At 46.4% G+C, this 17,253-nt stretch carries 16 protein-coding genes and 1 riboswitch; of the genes, 9 read left to right on the top strand and 7 right to left on the bottom strand.

Annotated elements, in window-relative coordinates:
- Nucleotides 1–39: 39 nt before the first annotated feature.
- The 6 genes from B5Z18_RS21900 to B5Z18_RS21875 all read right to left on the bottom strand — a co-directional run bounded on the left by B5Z18_RS21900 (nucleotide 40) and on the right by B5Z18_RS21875 (nucleotide 8,614).
- Nucleotides 40–3,222 (bottom strand): efflux RND transporter permease subunit, encoded by a 3,183-nt coding sequence (locus B5Z18_RS21900; RefSeq protein ID WP_079471627.1) that lies wholly within the window; start codon nucleotides 3,220–3,222, stop codon nucleotides 40–42.
- Nucleotides 3,223–3,263: 41 nt separating this feature from the next.
- Nucleotides 3,264–4,334: an efflux RND transporter periplasmic adaptor subunit gene (locus B5Z18_RS21895; RefSeq protein WP_079471626.1), complete on the bottom strand. Its 1,071-nt coding sequence runs from the start codon at nucleotides 4,332–4,334 to the stop codon at nucleotides 3,264–3,266.
- 45 nt (nucleotides 4,335–4,379) lie between these two features.
- Complete coding sequence (locus B5Z18_RS21890; RefSeq protein WP_079471625.1) at nucleotides 4,380–5,735, bottom strand: TolC family protein; 1,356 nt, start codon at nucleotides 5,733–5,735, stop codon at nucleotides 4,380–4,382.
- A gap of 24 nt (nucleotides 5,736–5,759) precedes the next feature.
- Nucleotides 5,760–6,374 carry a TetR/AcrR family transcriptional regulator gene (locus B5Z18_RS21885; protein ID WP_079471624.1) on the bottom strand — a complete coding sequence of 205 codons (615 nt, stop codon included), beginning with the start codon at nucleotides 6,372–6,374 and terminating at the stop codon, nucleotides 5,760–5,762.
- A 9-nt stretch (nucleotides 6,375–6,383) separates the two neighbouring features.
- Entirely contained in the window at nucleotides 6,384–6,989 is a 606-nt protein-coding gene (locus B5Z18_RS21880) for a TetR/AcrR family transcriptional regulator (RefSeq protein ID WP_159454387.1), read from the bottom strand.
- A 365-nt stretch (nucleotides 6,990–7,354) separates the two neighbouring features.
- Entirely contained in the window at nucleotides 7,355–8,614 is a 1,260-nt protein-coding gene (locus B5Z18_RS21875; protein ID WP_079471793.1) for a pyridoxal phosphate-dependent aminotransferase, read from the bottom strand.
- A 386-nt stretch (nucleotides 8,615–9,000) separates the two neighbouring features.
- On the opposite strand from B5Z18_RS21875, the gene dnaN reads away from it, so the two are divergent.
- The 3 genes from dnaN (at nucleotide 9,001) to B5Z18_RS21860 (ending at nucleotide 11,604) form a co-directional block, all read left to right on the top strand.
- Nucleotides 9,001–10,119 (top strand): DNA polymerase III subunit beta, encoded by a 1,119-nt coding sequence (gene dnaN / locus B5Z18_RS21870; RefSeq protein ID WP_079471622.1) that lies wholly within the window; start codon nucleotides 9,001–9,003, stop codon nucleotides 10,117–10,119.
- Between the two features lie 346 nt (nucleotides 10,120–10,465).
- Nucleotides 10,466–11,299 (top strand): sterol desaturase family protein, encoded by an 834-nt coding sequence (locus B5Z18_RS21865; protein ID WP_079471621.1) that lies wholly within the window; start codon nucleotides 10,466–10,468, stop codon nucleotides 11,297–11,299.
- A 53-nt stretch (nucleotides 11,300–11,352) separates the two neighbouring features.
- A complete protein-coding gene (locus B5Z18_RS21860; RefSeq protein WP_079471620.1) occupies nucleotides 11,353–11,604 on the top strand; it encodes a hypothetical protein in 252 nt (83 codons plus the stop codon).
- Here the strand turns inward: B5Z18_RS21860 and B5Z18_RS21855 are convergent.
- The gene (locus tag B5Z18_RS21855; protein ID WP_079471619.1) at nucleotides 11,601–12,077 is read right to left on the bottom strand and encodes a lipocalin-like domain-containing protein; all 477 of its coding nucleotides are present in this window, start codon (nucleotides 12,075–12,077) and stop codon (nucleotides 11,601–11,603) included. The genes B5Z18_RS21860 and B5Z18_RS21855 overlap by 4 nt on opposite strands.
- 63 nt (nucleotides 12,078–12,140) lie before the next feature.
- A riboswitch (TPP riboswitch) is annotated at nucleotides 12,141–12,249 on the top strand.
- A 52-nt stretch (nucleotides 12,250–12,301) separates the two neighbouring features.
- Between B5Z18_RS21855 and thiS the strand changes: the two genes are divergently transcribed.
- From thiS to B5Z18_RS21825, 6 genes are all read left to right on the top strand, one after another.
- Nucleotides 12,302–12,505: a sulfur carrier protein ThiS gene (thiS, locus tag B5Z18_RS21850; protein WP_079471618.1), complete on the top strand. Its 204-nt coding sequence runs from the start codon at nucleotides 12,302–12,304 to the stop codon at nucleotides 12,503–12,505.
- An 84-nt stretch (nucleotides 12,506–12,589) separates the two neighbouring features.
- On the top strand, nucleotides 12,590–14,449 hold the full coding sequence (gene thiC / locus B5Z18_RS21845) for a phosphomethylpyrimidine synthase ThiC (RefSeq protein WP_079471617.1): 1,860 nt from the start codon (nucleotides 12,590–12,592) through the stop codon (nucleotides 14,447–14,449).
- A gap of 34 nt (nucleotides 14,450–14,483) precedes the next feature.
- Nucleotides 14,484–15,119, top strand: a complete 636-nt coding sequence (locus B5Z18_RS21840; protein WP_079471616.1) for a thiamine phosphate synthase — start codon at nucleotides 14,484–14,486, stop codon at nucleotides 15,117–15,119.
- Nucleotides 15,095–15,847 (top strand): hydroxymethylpyrimidine/phosphomethylpyrimidine kinase, encoded by a 753-nt coding sequence (locus B5Z18_RS21835; protein WP_079471615.1) that lies wholly within the window; start codon nucleotides 15,095–15,097, stop codon nucleotides 15,845–15,847. Before B5Z18_RS21840 ends, B5Z18_RS21835 begins: the two co-directional genes overlap by 25 nt.
- A complete protein-coding gene (locus B5Z18_RS21830; protein ID WP_079471614.1) occupies nucleotides 15,844–16,476 on the top strand; it encodes a thiamine phosphate synthase in 633 nt (210 codons plus the stop codon). The genes B5Z18_RS21835 and B5Z18_RS21830 overlap by 4 nt, the downstream gene beginning before the upstream one ends.
- The gene (locus B5Z18_RS21825; protein ID WP_079471613.1) at nucleotides 16,464–17,237 is read left to right on the top strand and encodes a thiazole synthase; all 774 of its coding nucleotides are present in this window, start codon (nucleotides 16,464–16,466) and stop codon (nucleotides 17,235–17,237) included. The genes B5Z18_RS21830 and B5Z18_RS21825 overlap by 13 nt, the downstream gene beginning before the upstream one ends.
- The last annotated feature ends 16 nt before the right edge of the window (nucleotides 17,238–17,253 follow it).

Genomic DNA, 17,253 nt, shown 5'->3' with positions numbered 1-17,253 from the left:
ACCTAAACCTACAACTGTTACACTGTTAGTAACATATCTTTAATTCGAATGAATTTCATTTAAAGGCACTTCTTCATAAGAGGCCACCATACGCTGCCTGATGTAACGTTTGGTAGACAATCTTCCCATTCCCAGCTTCGCCATACCCATATCTACAATCATATACACCACCGGCACCACGATCAGGGTGAGGAACATGGAGCTCATCAAACCTCCGATGATAGCCCACGCCAAACCATTTTTAATGGAGCCCACACCGCCTGTTGCCAATGCAATAGGCAGCATACCGATTACCATCGCAATGGTGGTCATCAGGATAGGACGCAAACGTGCGTGGTTGGCATGGATCAGCGCCTGGTAAGTGCTTTGGCCCTGCTCTTTCATCTGGTTGGTAAAATCCACCAGGATGATCGCATTCTTCGCCACCAGACCGATCAACATAATGATACCCATGATGGTAAAGATGTTCAGCGTATTATTGGTGAGTGCCAGTGCCAGTAACGCTCCGATGATCGCCAGCGGAATAGAGAACAATACCACAAAAGGATAGATGTAGTTGTCGTACAACGCCACCATGATGAGGTATACCAGCACAATGGAAATCAGCAATGCCGCGCCCATCGTACCAAAGGAGTCGCCCTGGTTTTCCGCATCACCGCCAAAAATATAACTGATGCCGGTTGGCTTGTCCATTTTTGCCAGCTTGTCGGAAAACTCCTGCGTAACGGTACCGGAAGGACGACCCATTACCTGCGCCTGCACAGATACAGAAGTGTTTTTATCTCTTCTTTCCAGGTGGCTTGGTCCGGAGCCTTCTGTTATCACTGCAAACTGCGACAGCTTGATCAGCTGACCTTTATCGTTAATGAACTGTATATTGGATACGTCTTCCAGGTTCTTACGGTTGAAATCATCAAAACGGATGTTGATATCGTACTCATAATCACCCTGACGGAACTTTACTTTAGAGTCATCAGCTGTACCACTGAAAGCGGTTTGCATGGTACCACCCACGGCGTCAAGCGTGAGGCCCAGTGCGGCCATCTTATCCCTGTCTACCTGCACATTAATTTCCGGATTACCATCTTCTACCGACAGCTTCACTTCTGTAGCACCGCTGATAGTTTTGAGTGTATCCATCGCTCTTTTGGCGTAATTCATTACGCTGTCAAGCTCTGTACCCATTACCACCAGCTCTACCGGCGCCCGCTCTGCGGTGCCCAGGATACTTACGTCCGTGGTTTTTACTTTCACACCAGGTAAGATACCTTTCAGTTCTTTTTTGATCTTGGCGGCGTAGATATCGGAAGCATCCACGCGGTGTTCCGGATCTACCAGCATTACGGTGATCTCTGCTTTATAAGCGGTCGACTGCGCGTTACCAAAACCATCTTCACTGGTTTGACCAACCGTAGTGATCAAACGGGTAACTTCCTGTTTTTTATTGAGATATTTTTCTGCGGTGCGGGTAGCCAGGTTGGTTTGTTCTACAGACGCATCCTTTGGCATTTCCAGCATTACGATGAACTGTCCGCGGTCGCCTTTAGGAATAAACTCTCCACCGATGTAGCCTTTACCTACCAGCATGAAAGAGGCAATCAATAAACCAACAGCCACAGCTATGGTAATCCTTTTATGACCCAGTGCCCATTTCAGGATGCTGGTCATCCAGTCGGTGAACTTCTGCAGCTGCGCTTCAAACCAGAGAATGAATTTCTCAAAAATATTCTTACCGGTAATATGTTCCAGCTTACCAAAGCGGGAGGATAACAGCGGCACAATCATAAAGGACGACAACAAACTAAGCATCGTGGAAATCATTACCACCACGCAAAACTCACGCAGGATCTTTGATACCAGCTCATTCGTTAAAGAGATGGGCAGGAACACCACCACAATTACCAACGTAATGGAGGTAACGGTGAAGCCTATCTCTTTTACACCGTCGAACGCAGCACGGACGCGGTTCTTACCCATTTCCATATGCCGGTAAATATTTTCCAGCACCACAATCGCATCATCCACGAGGATACCTACCACCAGCGACAAGCCCAACAGCGACATGAGGTTGAGCGAGAAGCCCATCAATTTCATACCGATGAATGTAGCGATGAGGGAAGCCGGGATGGAGATCATTACAAACAACGCACTGCGGATACTGTGCAGGAACAACAGCATTACAACCGCCACCAGCACTACTGCCAGGATAAGGTCATGTATTACTGAGTCGGCAGATTCCAGCGTAAAGTCGGAGGAATCATTTGCTACCAGCATCTTCAGATCGTTCGCAGCATAGTCTTTTTCAATTTTGCTGATCGCCTTCTTCATTTCTTCACTCACAGTTACCGCGTTGGCATCCGTTTGTTTCTGCACCTGCAGGGCAATCGCGCTAACGCCGTCTACACGGGCAATACGATCCACATCTTTCTGCGCATCCTGCACATCGGCAACATCTATCAACCGCACCTGTGTACCATCTTCGGTTGTTTTCAGCACCAGGTTACGCAGCTGGTCAACGTTTTTATATTTACCTGCCAAACGGATCAGGATCTGTTCATTGGCCGTTTTTACCTTACCGGTTGGGAAGTCCAGGTTGGCGTTGGTGATCAGCTGGCGCAGCTGCAGAATAGATAAGTTGAAAGCCTGTAATTTCTTTGGATCTACGTTTACCTGTATTTCACGCTCCTGGCCACCAATCAGTGATACCTGGGCCACGCCCGGTAACCGGGATAATAAAGGCTGCAGTTTTTTATCTACCAGGTCATAAAACTGTTTGTCGTCCATTTTAGCGGTGGCAGACAATGTCATGATCGGAAGATCATCCAGGGAGAATTTGTTGAGAGATGGCGGCTTGGCATCTCCCGGCAGATCTGCCAGGATAGCGTTTACTTTGCGCTGTGCATCCTGCAGGGCAATATCCACATCGGCATCATTGTTCAGCTCAACGGTAATAACAGAAAGACTTTCAGAAGATTTGGAAATAATCTTTTTGATCTTTTCCATAGATGCTACCGCATCTTCTATCTTCTTGGTGATGGTACTTTCCACCTCGTTAGGGGAGGCGCCGGGATACACCGTAGAAATAGTCACAATCGGGGAGCTGAACTTTGGCAGCAGCTCGTAGTTCAGCGATTTATAACTCATCACGCCCAGGAGGGTGAGGATGGTAAACACCACCACTACTATCGTAGGTCGCTTAATTGATACTTCAGTAATCTTCATGTTGCAAAAATTTGGTCAAACACCAGATACATTTTCCTCGCTTACTTTTTGCCGTTCTGAGCCACTACAACAGCGCCTTCAGTCAGGTTGATCTGGCCGCTGGTAATCACGGTGTCGCCTTCGTTTAGCCCTTCCCGTATTTCCACCTGGTCGCCAACGATGCGGCCGGCAACTACTTTGCGTTTCCTTGCCACATTACCATCCATTATATAAACAGTGTTGCTGTTTACGCCGCCTACAAATGCGGTGCGTGCAATGAAAATTGTTTTAGCCGCATTGGGGTCCACGAAATGCGCAGTACCATACATTCCTGCTTTCAGGTCCTTTCCGTCGATATTGCGCACTTCCATTTCTACCGGGTAGTTGAGGGAGTTATCGCCTTTTGCAGCTATAAAGGTGATGGTGCCTTCATACTGGGTTTCAGGGAACACGTTGGAAGTAACCTGTACTTTCTGACCGGTTTTAAGTGTTACCACTTGTCCTTCCGGCACAGATACCGCCAGTTTCAGCCTGGATACATCCACGATGTCGAACATCTTATTACCTACGGAGAGGTAAGCGCCCTGTTCTATATATTTTTTATTGATAATTCCGGAGATAGGTGCTTTCACATACGTATCGCTTACACGGCGGCTGGCCGCTTCATAGCGCGTTTTTGCGATGTCGTACTGCAGGCGGGCATCATCCATTTGTTTCTGGGTAACGCCACCTGTCTGGAACGCGCTTTCGTATCTTTCTTTATCTACTTTCAGCTGGTTGAGGTTAGCTTTTGCAGATTCGAGGTCGGTGTTTAAAAGCTGACCATCAATGTAAGCAATGGGTTGTCCCTGTCTTACTACGCTGCCTTCATCTACCAGCAGTTTGGTGACACGGCCGGCAGTTTCAGCGAGGTACGACAGTTCGCGTACCGGCTCAAAGTTACCATTGGCCAGGAAGCCCTGGGAGAAATCATTGCGGGATACTTTCTGTACCAGCACCGGGATGTCGCCGATATTGCTTTGTTTTACGAATTCTGTTTTAGCCTCGTTCGCTTTTTTGTTAGCGCCAAGTTTCCACATGATCAGTACTACTGCACCTATTGTCACCAAGCCCCAGATTATAAACTTTTTCATCTGCAAAATAGTTTGTGTGTTCTATCGTTATTTTCGTTTATACGTTTAGTTTAGGAGGTCTTTTAAACTTCCTTTACTTTTTATGATCTCCAGCTCTGCCAGCTTGTATTGCAGCAGGGCTTCGTTATAACTGTTTTGTGCGTCTGCCAGGGAGGTTTCCGCGTTCAGCAGATCCGTTAAGCCAGCCAGGCCGAGTTTGTAGTTATTCTGTGTGGAATAATACACTTCGTTGGCGAGGTCCATGTTTTCCTTTTGCGTGGTGATGGTAGATAAGTTGCTACGCACCATCAGCTTGGCATTTTCGTAATCTGTGTTGAGGGTGAGTTCTGTATCTTCCAGTTGTTTGCCCAGCTGACGCAGGGTTACGTTAGCCTGACTAACTTTGGAGCGGCGGCCGAAACCATCGAAGATGGGCACTTTCAGCGTTAAGCCGATAGCTGCTGCACCAAACCAGCTGGTAGAATTGGAAGGATCTTTTGAGAAAGCGAATTGCTGGCTCATCCCGTTATAAGAATATCTTCCGAACAACGACAGTGACGGATAATTCTCTGCCTGGTAAGCTTTCTTCTGGAACAACTGTAGTTCTTCCTGTTTCTTCAGTAATTTATATTCCGTTCTGTTGGCAAGATTGATATCATCATATTGTAACACGCCTGCAGCTTTGTTTTCAATGTCTTTCAGCGAAGCCGGCGGCAACAGGAAAGTAGATTGCAGCGGCATACCCATTACCCGTTTCAGGTTGTTGGTTTGCGTTGCATATTGATTCAGCAGCTGGGTGCGTTGCGTCATGTTGTTAATGAGATTCACTTTGATACGGTCCAGGTCAATTTTCTTTGCCAGGCCGTTATCGAATTGTGATTTAGTGGCGCTTACCAGCTGTGTGAGCTTTTCAATATTACTGTTGATGGTAATAATTTTCTCCTGTGTTACCAGCAACTGGTAATAGAGTTGTGATACATTATAGATCACATTCTCCTCGGATTGTTGGGTTTGCAGCACGTAATACTGTTCGCCGGCCTTGGAGGCTTTCAACCCGGTAAACACTGCCTGATTAAAGATCTGCTGGCTCAGTTCTGCGCCTACAGTAGCATTGTACTTCACCCCAAAAGCCACCAGTATGGAGCTATCCGGTTTACCAAATACAGCACCGGGGATGAGCGATTTCTGCAACATCAGGTTGTCTGTATAAGAGGCGTTACCATTCAGTTGTGGTAAAGCCTGGGAGCGGACTTCCTGGGTTTTGTATTTACCCATTTCTTCGTCCATTTTGGTTTTGGCCAATTGTTTATTATTGTTCAATGCAAACTTCAGCGCTTCCTGTAAGGTCAGCTGCGTTTGGGCATAGCCGTTATATACCCCTATCCCCATGAGGAGGACAAGCGTTAACTTTAATCGCTTCATAAAATAAATCTTAGCGTAGTAGTTTTATTCTTCTTCTTTTATTTGCAGGTACTGGTTTACCAGTTTATGTCCCCGGATGGTGGCGATTCCCAATATAAAGTGGGCGGTTACCTGTTCCATTACCTCATGCATTTCAAACTGATCTGCGGGGTATTGCTCCGGGTCAAAAGCTGCCTCCAGCTGCAGCTGGCGCATGCGTGCTACAATATCTATATGAAGGTTCTGGCGGTATAGGCCCTCCGCCATTCCTCTTTTTAAATTCTTCTTGATGTTACAGAGCATGCTGTCCGACTTAAAACTCTCGATGCTGCGCCAGGTATCCGGATGGTATTTCTGGATTTCATGCAGCATCACCGGGTTCAGGGTTTTAGCCATATTGGTGATGTACTTCATGTTGCGCACCAGTTCTTCGATGGCGTTGTCTGTGGTTTGCAGACATTCATGGAAGTAGTTAATATGGTTCGTCAGCAGTTGCTGCATCCCTTCGTCTATCAGCGCCTGTTTGTCTACGAAATGCTCGTATACTGTTTTTTTGGAGATCCCGCAGTCGCGGGCAATATCAAACATAGTAACCCCTTTCACACCGTACGTTCTGAACATCTTCAGTGCTGTTTCCAGTATCCTTTCTCTCACCACCATGATTTCCGTTTAAGCTTTTATTCCGTTTATGAAAATTTCGAGTAGTTGTTTTTGTTTCTCTATCACCTCGTCCATCATTTCTTCATTCAGATCCATATCTTCCCGGATATGATCCGGTACGGAAAAGCGCAGTCCCATAGTGGCCAGTACCAGCAGTTCTGCGGTTTGTGCAGGATCTTTTACTTTAAATTCTCCTGAAGCAATACCTGCTTTAATGATGGCTGTATGGATATTGAATTCCCGTTGTTTTGCCTTCTTCTTTTCTTCGAGAAAGAGTGCAGAGTTATCTTGTAGTATCTTAAATATTTCCAGCCGGCAAAATTTGCTGATAAAATCTTTCCGGAGATCTATGATATTATATAATGCTTTGGCTGCCGATTTTACGTGTACCGCTTCCTTTTCCATCTGCTGGAAATAGGCTTCCGCAATTCTTTCCAGCACAGCAACGTGCATAGCTTTTTTGTCGGGGTAATAATAATACAGCGATGCTTTAGAGCAGTGAAGATCATCTGCTATTTCGTTCATCGTTGTTTTAGAAGCGCCATAGTGAGTAAAACGCTTCAGAGCCGCCTCCAGGATCTTATCCCTCATTTCATCTTTAGCTTCTGTGTGCATTAACTTTTTGACTTTTTTAGTTTCAAGGTCAAAATTAGGAAGTTTTTCTGAAATAGTAACCGAAGTTGTCCTTTTAACATCCATTTAACTTTTCGAAGAGAAAAGTCAGAAAGTCAGGATAGGGAGATTTGAGCAGGCAGGGGATCGCCTTCGGCGCTGAAATTGTCTTGAGCAGGATTAAACTGATTAGGCTGATTTCACTGATTTGATTACGTTTTGATTTTATAAAAGATTATTTTATAAAAGATTAGGGGAGATAGAAGCGGGTATTTTCGCTTCTATCTCCCCTAAATATTAAAATCAAAACGTAATCAAATCAGCCTAATCAGTTTAATCCTGCTCAAGACAATTTCAGCGCCACATCGCTATTTCAGTTTTTCGAGCGCAGCCTGCAGCTTCTCAAACATAGCAGGGATCTCTTCTTTCACGCAAGTACCTACGCTGAGGCGGTACCATGGAGAGTTTTTAGCAGATCCGAAAGCATAGAACGGCACCAGGGCTATTTTAGCTTCATTAAGAATGTAGGAGGTTACAGCGGCCTGATCTGCGAGCGCAGTGCCATCTGCCGTTTGTTTGCCTACCAGGTCAAATTTAACGGTAAGATAGATCGCCGCCTGCGGAGCAATGGCTTCCACTTTATGACCGGCAGTTTTCAGTTTATCGAAGCCTTCGTAGATTTTCACCAGTCTTTCTTCGATTTCACCTTTAAAGTGCTGCAGGTATTTATCCACATTTTCTTTCTGTACCAGGTAGCGGGCAGCAGCTTTTTGTTCTGCCATCGGGCTCCAGGCGCCAACATGGGAAAGGATGGATTTCATTTTACCGATAACATGTGCGGGTCCTAACGCCCAGCCAACTCTAACGCCGGTAGCAGCAAAGGCTTTACTCATACCGTCGATGAAGATGGTATAATCCTTCATTTCCGGACGGAGGGTAACCGGGTTGTGGTGGTGTGTTTCACCAAAGGTGAGTACCCAGTACATCTGGTCAAACATCACATAGAGTGGCTTTTCATCAGCGCCTCTGCTTTTGTTTTCGGCCAGTACCAGGTCGCAGATTTCTTCCAGCTGTTGTTTACCGAAAGCAGTACCGGTTGGGTTCTGCGGGGAGCAGAGGGCCAGGAGGGTAGCGCCTTTCAGGAGCGGCTTCAGTTCTGCAGCCGTAGGCATGAAAAAGTTCTCTGGTTTGGTTTCCAGCACTACGTGTTCCGCTTCCAGGAAGTGGGTATAGTGGTTGTTATTCCATGATGGAGTGGCGTAAACTATTTTTTCGCCACGGTCAACAATGGTTCTGAAAGTAGCATAAATGATAGGACGACCGCCACAGGAAATAACGATTTCCTTTGCAGGATCGTAGGAGAGCCCCTCACGCTCAGCTATAAAACCACCTACTGCCTGTCTTAACTCCGCGATACCATCGGCAGGAGGATAATTGGTCAGGTGCTCCTTATAGGCTGTTATGATTTCCTGTTCAAATTCAACCGGGATAGGAAATACCTTCGGGTCAAAATCGCCAATCGTGAAGTTGTATATCTTCTCACCCTTGGCCTGTTTCTCCTTTATTTCAGCTGCTAACTTAATGATTTCGGATCCAATCAACGTTTCGGCTAAATGAGACAGTTTCATAACCTGCTTTTTTTTGTTGGTTTGTAATAATTTTTCAGCGCGGCAAAAGTAACCGATTTGAAGATAATTTAAAAGAATAGGGAAATTCTTTTCACTTCCGTTAATAAATAGCACTTGTTATTGCATCTCATCTAACCAAGAGGGGCTTTTTTATTCTTTCCGTTTAGTATTATACTAAAAAGAAATATATGAATGACTGCAAATCGTTGTGTAAAACCACGTTATCTTAGTGTATAAGATGTGATGAAATTAGGGAGAACGACAAAACTTTCTATCTTTGTTTACAGTACATTTGACCTTTTATGTGAGGTGCCGGGAGAAAATCAGGGCAGCATGCCCCTAAGGTTACCCTTCAACAAAAAATGATAAGCAAACTTATATAAACCATGAAATTTATTGTTTCTTCCTCTACTTTATTAAAACAATTACAACAGATCAGCGGGGTTATCAATTCAAACACAGTATTGCCGATACTGGAGGATTTTATGTTCCTGATTGACAAAAACGAACTGACTGTAGTTGCAACTGACCTGGAAACTGTTATGCGGGTGAAGCTGGAGGTGGAAGCCAAGGAAAGCGGTCGGATCTGTATCCCGGCGAAGATCCTGATGGATTCCCTCAAAAATCTGCCCGACCAGCCGCTGACTTTCCACATTGACCTGAACTCCTACGCAGTGGAAATCACTTCAGACAATGGTAAATATAAAGTGATGGGGGAAAACCCGGAAAACTTCCCGAAAGAACCGGCTGCAGATGATACCACCTCCTTCACAATGGCTGCTACCGGCCTGGTTACCGCCATCAATAAAACCCTGTTCGCCGTGAGCAACGATGACCTGCGCCCTGCCATGACAGGCGTGTTCTTCGAACTGGCTCCGGACAGCCTTACCTTTGTTGCCACCGACGCACATCGACTGGTGAAATATGTAAGAACAGACGTAAAATGCCCGCAGGCAGACAGCTTCATCGTACCTAAAAAACCGCTGAACCTGTTGAAATCAGCCCTGCCTGATAACGAAACTGAAATTAAAGTAGCTTATAGCCAGAACCACTTCTTCGTGCAGCACGAAGGCGCACAAATGATCTGCCGCCTTATTGATGCCCGTTTCCCTGACTATAAGGTAGTAATACCAAAAGATAATCCTTACCGCCTCACCGTGGTAAAAAGCGATTTCCAGAACGCCTTAAAACGCGTAGGTGTATTCGCCAATAAAAGCACCAACCAGGTAGCTTTAAGCATCACCGGCAGCGAACTCCAGTTATCTGCACAGGATGTGGATTTCTCTTTTGAAGGTAACGAACGCATGAACTGCCAGTATACCGGCGATGATATGCAGATTGCTTTTAATGCGAAATTCCTCATTGAAATGCTGAATGCTGCTGAAGGAGATGAAATTTCCATCGACCTCGCTACTGCCACCAAAGCAGGTATTCTCAGACCTTCTGAAAAAGAAGAAAATGAAGACCTCCTCATGCTGGTAATGCCGCTCATGCTGAACAACTAACCGCAGTTGTTAGCTAAATGCTAAAAAGATAAATACTTATAGCTAAAAACTTATACATAAAGCAATCTCTGACAAAGAGGTTGCTTTTTTCTTTGCCTGTGGCCCAAAAGACACCTTTTTATATTCCCCAAATAGTTGTAATTTTTATCCGGAATCAGTGGTTGGAACACACCCGAAGGTTCAGGACAGTAACGCAAGGGTAATAACAGTAACGCATATATGTTTACTGTGTATTACAGTTAAGATCACATCCCCATATCATATCCACTGCAGAGATTTTGTTGGCCTGGTTAAGGAGAACCACACAGCACAGCATAAGAGACCGTTATATATATTTTACCATCATATGGTAAGTTTTTTTGAAAATATTCCGTCAGTATACCGTACTGCTATCCTGGTCAGCGGACTATTGCTGTTATGGATCATTGAGGGCATGGCGCCCCGGTTCCGTTTTGGCAGCAACCGTTACCGGCATGCCGGTACCAATCTCTTTTTTACATTAACCACGGTGATTGTAAATACAGGGCTGGCATTCCTCATTGTAAAGGCTTCCCGGTGGACCAGCACCCAGCAGTTCGGCATCCTGTACCTGAAGCAGTTGCCGCTGTGGCTCCATACTATACTGGCACTATTACTGCTGGATTTTATAGGGGCCTGGCTCATACATTGGGTACAGCACAAAACCGCCTGGATGTGGCAATTCCATAAAATTCATCACATAGATACACAGATAGACGCCACCACTGCCCTGAGACATCACCCGGTCGAAAGCCTGCTGAGAGTAATAGCCCTCTTTACTGCTATTATGATTCTCGGAGTGCCCTTCTGGATGATCATGTTATACCAGAGCTTATCGGCTTTTATGTCGCAGTTCAATCACGCCAACATCCATCTGCCCAAATGGTTGGATAATGCGCTTAGCTGGGTCATTGTATCGCCGGATATGCATAAGGTGCATCATAGTCATTACCAGCCTGAAACAGACGCTAATTATGCCAATATATTTTCTATATGGGATCGCCTCTTCGGCACTTTTGTAAAAGTACCGGATACACTGGCGATCAGATACGGACTGGATGAATACCAGGACGCCCGCTACCAGGAAATAGGATCCCTGTTAAAAGTGCCCTGGGAACACGATAGGGTGATGAAGGAAAAAATCAGTAGTCAACATAAATAAATACCTATTTGCAAATAATTATTCCTTCACCTGTTTTTTAAATTCGAATATATATGCAACACTCAACAGCATTAACAAAAACAGCCTGTATATCAGCGCTCATCATTGGTGTACTGTCGGCAGCTTTCGCTTTCAGTACCCACACACCTTCCTATGCAGTTACCGCCGGCTCAGTAGCCATAGTAATAGGTCTTGTTTCCCTGTATATAGGAAGAAAAAATATTGACGATATGCAGCTCGCTGCTGCCGGCGTATTTATGGCGGTAGTAGCCTGCCTGGTAGGACTCTGGCAGCTATATAATTAATTGCTTCTATGGTATTTTTCCACGTAGCCTTCGGCAGCTTTTACCGGAAACAATACAAGAGAAGTATCTGACAGCTCTTTTATAATTGTTGTATCCACAATAGTGGAGGTATCTTTTACGCCTTCGGAGTGATTCCACAACAGCAAGGTGTCATGTGTCAGCAACCATTTTTCGTATACCAGTGTGTACATGTTAATGGATCTGGCAGTTCCGTTCTTTCTTAGCTGGAAACCCTGTGTTTCCTTGTCCAGGCCCGCTACGGGCTGTATCCACTTTCCTATGAGCTTAGCTGCATCAATATGCAGCGTATCCGCAACAGCAGCAATGCTGTCAGTAATGCCGGCATTACTGCTGTCTGCGATAATACTAACCAGGCTGCTATCATCCTGTAATTCTTCCTTCTCCACCTCCTTCTTACTCTCCTTACAGGCAACCGCCAGTATCAATAAACACATTAAACTGAATCGTACCATAATTTAAAAATACACAATTCATCATTTGTAATGTAATTTTTAAATATTTCCATTACTTTTACATCTACACTTTAGGGGTGTTTATCCAATTAACTAAAAAGGATAAACTGAGATGATACCCTCAGTACCTGAAGCAGTTCATACTGCCGTAGGGAAAAGTAACTGAACCTTTCTCATCTTTCCACATCCTTAAAGTTTATTGTTTCACTTAAATTCCAATTAACATGGAAGTGCATGTAAACAATAAACTTTATGCGGTGCAGCCGGGAACTACCATCGCTGCACTCTTACAGTTTATTCAGATCTCTGCTCAAAAAGGCATTGCAGTGGCCGTCAACAACCAGGTGATACCAAAAACCTCCTGGGAAAACCAACCACTATCTGCAGCCGATAATATTACTATTATCCGGGCTACCCAGGGCGGCTAAACCCTGTATTTCATTTTTCGTATAGTCTTTTCCGTGATCATTATCACGGAACCGGCATTTCTATCTCTAAAAAAACCAGATATCATGCATAATCAGCCCGTGGCACTCAGCCGCACACCCTTTCCTGCCTCAGAGAAAATATATGTGGACGGAATCATCCACCCCGTGAAAGTAGCCATGCGCAAAATAACGCTCACGGATACACGTATTCATGGAAAAAACGGCGATGCCGTTCCCAATGCACCGGTAGTAGTATACGATACCAGCGGCGCCTTTTCAGATCCGAACATTCATATTGATGTAGCTACCGGCATTCCGCGCATCCGTGAAACATGGATCAACGACCGGAAAGACGTGGAACAACTCCCGGAATACACCAGCCCGTTTGTAAGAGAACTGCTGATGAAAGAAGGCGGGAAGATGCCGCTCATGAGCCACACACATAAACCCCTGCGTGCGAAACCCGGGCAAAATGTAACCCAGTTGTATTACGCACAACAGGGCATCATTACACCCGAAATGGAATACATCGCCATCCGGGAAAATCAATGTGCTGATCAGCTGTTTGAACAAAACAACGCCCTCTGGCACCAACATAAAGGTCAGAGCTTTGGCGCCAATACACCCGTGAAATTCATTACACCTGAATTTGTGCGCCAGGAAATTGCCGCCGGCAGAGCCATCATCCCCGCAAACATTAATCACCCGGAAAGCGAACCCATGATCATTGGCCGCAACTTCCTCGTGAAAATAAATGCCAACATCGGCAACTCTGCAGTTACCTCCAGTATAGAAGAAGAAGTGGAAAAAGCAGTGTGGTCCTGCCGTTGGGGCGCAGATACCATTATGGACCTGAGCACCGGTAAAAATATCCACGAAACCAGGGAATGGATTATCCGCAATTCGCCGGTGCCCATCGGTACCGTACCCATTTACCAGGCACTGGAAAAAGTAAATGGAAAAGCAGAAGCCCTTACGTGGGAAATTTTCCGCGACACGCTCATAGAACAGGCAGAGCAAGGTGTTGACTACTTCACTATCCACGCAGGCGTACTGCTGAGATATATACCGTTAACGGCTAAACGTGTAACCGGTATCGTTTCCCGCGGAGGCTCCATCATGGCTAAATGGTGCCTGGCGCATCACAAAGAAAATTTCCTGTACACGCATTTCGAAGAAATCTGTGAAATCATGAAAGCCTATGATGTTTCCTTTTCCCTGGGAGATGGATTACGCCCAGGCAGTATTGCCGATGCCAACGATGCCGCACAGTTTGCTGAACTCGAAACCCTCGGCGAACTCACCAAAATAGCATGGAAACATTCCGTACAGGTGATGATTGAAGGGCCGGGCCACGTACCGATGCACCTCATTAAAACCAATATGGATAAGCAATTGGAACACTGTCATGAAGCGCCTTTCTATACGCTGGGACCTTTAACTACCGACATTGCACCAGGCTATGATCATATCACTTCCGGGATAGGCGCCGCTATGATAGGCTGGTTTGGCTGTGCTATGCTGTGTTATGTAACACCTAAAGAACATCTTGGATTACCAAATAAAGAAGATGTACGGCAGGGTGTGATCACCTACAAGATCGCCGCTCATGCCGCCGACCTGGCAAAAGGCCACCCGGGCGCACAGCACAGAGACAATGCACTTAGCAAGGCTCGCTTTGAGTTCCGCTGGGAAGACCAGTTCAATCTTGCGCTTGATCCGGAAACCGCCCGTTCTTATCACGACGAAACATTGCCTGCAGACGGCGCCAAAGTAGCACACTTCTGCTCCATGTGCGGACCCAATTTCTGCTCCATGAAAATTACACAGGAAGTACGTGATTTTGCCGCACAAAAGGGTTTGGAAGAAGAGGACGCCATGACCGCCGGCATGAGGGAGAAAGCCGCTGCCTTTGCTGAACAGGGAGGAGAAATCTACCTGTAAGTATGGCCGCATTAAAAACTAAATGCTAAAATAGTTGATCTGGATTATCACATCACCTGAACGGATACACGAAGAAGTGGATATCATTGCGGCCTTATTGGCAGCAGGGGTGGAGCGTGTGCTGTTAAGAAAGCCCGGATGGTCAACAGCGCAGTACACTGCGTTGCTGGATAAGCTTCCGCCGGAATGCTACAGCCGTATTCTTATCCGCGATCAGCGCGCGCTGGCGGCCCGGTATGGCCTTGCAGGCGTGCACTGGAGCGGTGAAGGGATGCACCGGTTATTATCGGATGCTGTTGCCGGTAACGGAAAAACGGAACTGCCAACCCGTTATCTATCTCCGGAAAATTTCAAAGAAAACAGCACAGGTATTCATTCAACAGATGGTATAACGCTAACGGACAAACGCTTTCAGGCATTGTTATTAAGCCCGGTCTTTAACAGTATCTCCAAACCTGGCTATCATGGCCGGCTGGAAGGAAGTCTTCCTGATAAAAACAACCGGCAGGTACTCGCTTTGGGTGGTGTAGATCATACCAATATACATTTACTAAGAAACTGGCATTTTGATGGCGCAGCTTTGCTGGGAGCCATCTGGAAAACACCGGCGCAGGCCGTGGAAAATTACTACCGTATACAGCAGCTATGGAACAAGAGCGACCTTACGTGATGAGCTTTGCCGGTCTGGATCCCAGCGGGGGCGCAGGTTTACTGGCAGATATCAAAACATTTGAACAACACAGGGTAAACGGCATGGGCGTTTGCACGGCGATTACCGTGCAAACACCGGAACAGTTTGTATCAGTGGAGTGGATACCGGTAACGCATATACTGGCGCAAGCGAAGCCATTGCTATGCAATACGCGTTTGCAATATTGTAAAATCGGTATCATGCCGGATATACAATCCTTGCTTGAACTGGTAAGACAGGTAAAACAATTATCGCCCGGTATACGCATTATCGTGGACCCGGTATTGAAAGCATCGGCAGGCTTTTCTTTTCACGGCAGCATTCACCAGCAGGCGTGGAAGGAGCTGCTGTCGGAGATTTACCTGTTAACGCCCAACTACGATGAGGCATTGTTGTTAACGGGGCTTACCGACGGCGAAGCTGCGGCCCGGCAATTATCTGCGGGTTGTACAGTACTGTTGAAGGGAGGTCATCATAAAAATAAGCCGGGATATGATATGCTGTATACCGGCGATGTAATCCATACTTTCCCCTCGGTACTGAAAGAAGTATTTCCCAAACACGGTTCGGGCTGTGTGCTGTCCGCCGCCATCACTGCGGGTTTGGCACGGGGTTTTTCACTACAGGAAGCATGCGCTAACGGTAAAGTATATACGGAAAAATTATTAGCCAGTCATTCATCATTAACAGGATACCATCACATATGATCAGCAACTTACATTACATATCACAATCATCACATACCGATAATATACTCGCCGCCTGCGATGCCGGCTGCACATGGATCCAGCTTCGTATCAAAAATGAATCACCGGCCACGGTGTTGCCGGTGGCGGAAGCAGTGAAAAAGATCTGCGATCGCTACCAGGCATCTCTTATCATCAACGACTATCCACAGATTGCGGTAGCAGTAGCAGCAGCGGGCGTACACGTAGGCAAACTGGATATGACCGTTGCCGCCGCCCGCGCTATTACCGGCGATAAGATGATTGTTGGCGGCACCGCGAATACGCTTGCAGATATCCTGCAACACGTACAGGATGGCGCCAGTTACGTAGGTGTAGGCCCATACCGGTTTACTACCACCAAGCAAAATCTCAGCCCCATACTGGGGTTGAGCGGCTATCAATCTATCCTGCAATCTTTAAAAGAAAAAAATATAGGCATTCCCGTTATTGCCATTGGCGGTATCCTGCCGGAAGATATCCCGGCATTGATGGAAACCGGTATTCACGGTATTGCAGTGAGCGGACTGATTACCCATGCAACAGATAAACAGGCCGTTGTGAGCCAGATTCATCACCAGTTAAAACAATTATCTACATGGAGCCATTAATTATTGCCGGCAGGGAGTTTTACTCCCGCCTGTTTACCGGTACCGGGAAATTTTCTTCTCCCGAGGTGATGGAAAGTGCGCTGCTGGCCTCTGGCAGTGAACTGGTTACCGTAGCGCTGAAACGGGTGGAGATGGATAATAAAGCAGATGATATGCTGCGGCACCTGTCGCATTCAAGAATGCACCTGCTTCCCAATACTTCCGGCGTACGTACCGCCAAAGAAGCCGTATATGCGGCACAGTTAGCCCGCGAAGCACTGGAAACAAACTGGATAAAATTAGAAATCCACCCTGATCCCCGCTACCTGATGCCCGACCCCGTGGAAACATTGCTGGCGGCGGAAGAGCTGGTGAAACTGGGATTCGTGGTACTCCCGTATGTACATGCGGATCCGGTATTATGTAAGCGATTGGAAGACGTGGGCACTGCTGCAGTAATGCCTCTTGGCGCTCCTATTGGCAGCAATAAGGGATTGAAAACCTTCGATTTCCTGGAGATCATCATTGCGCAAAGCAACATACCGGTGATTGTGGATGCAGGTATTGGCAGTCCTTCCCATGCTGCGCAGGCGATGGAAATGGGCGCCAGTGCGGTGCTGGTGAACACGGCGATTGCCGTGGCCCGCAACCCGGTGCAAATGGCCGCCGCCTTCAAAGCAGGCGTGGAGGCCGGGCGCATGGCCTATGAAGCTGGCTTACCTGTCAGCAGTCAGCACGCAGTGGCCTCCAGCCCGTTGATCGCATTTCTCGATGAAGCATAATTATTTTATCATCTTA

Origin of the sequence: Chitinophaga ginsengisegetis (assembly GCF_900168065.1) — a bacterium.
Classification (GTDB): domain Bacteria; phylum Bacteroidota; class Bacteroidia; order Chitinophagales; family Chitinophagaceae; genus Chitinophaga; species Chitinophaga ginsengisegetis.
This window is presented reverse-complemented; position numbering and strand designations above follow the sequence as displayed.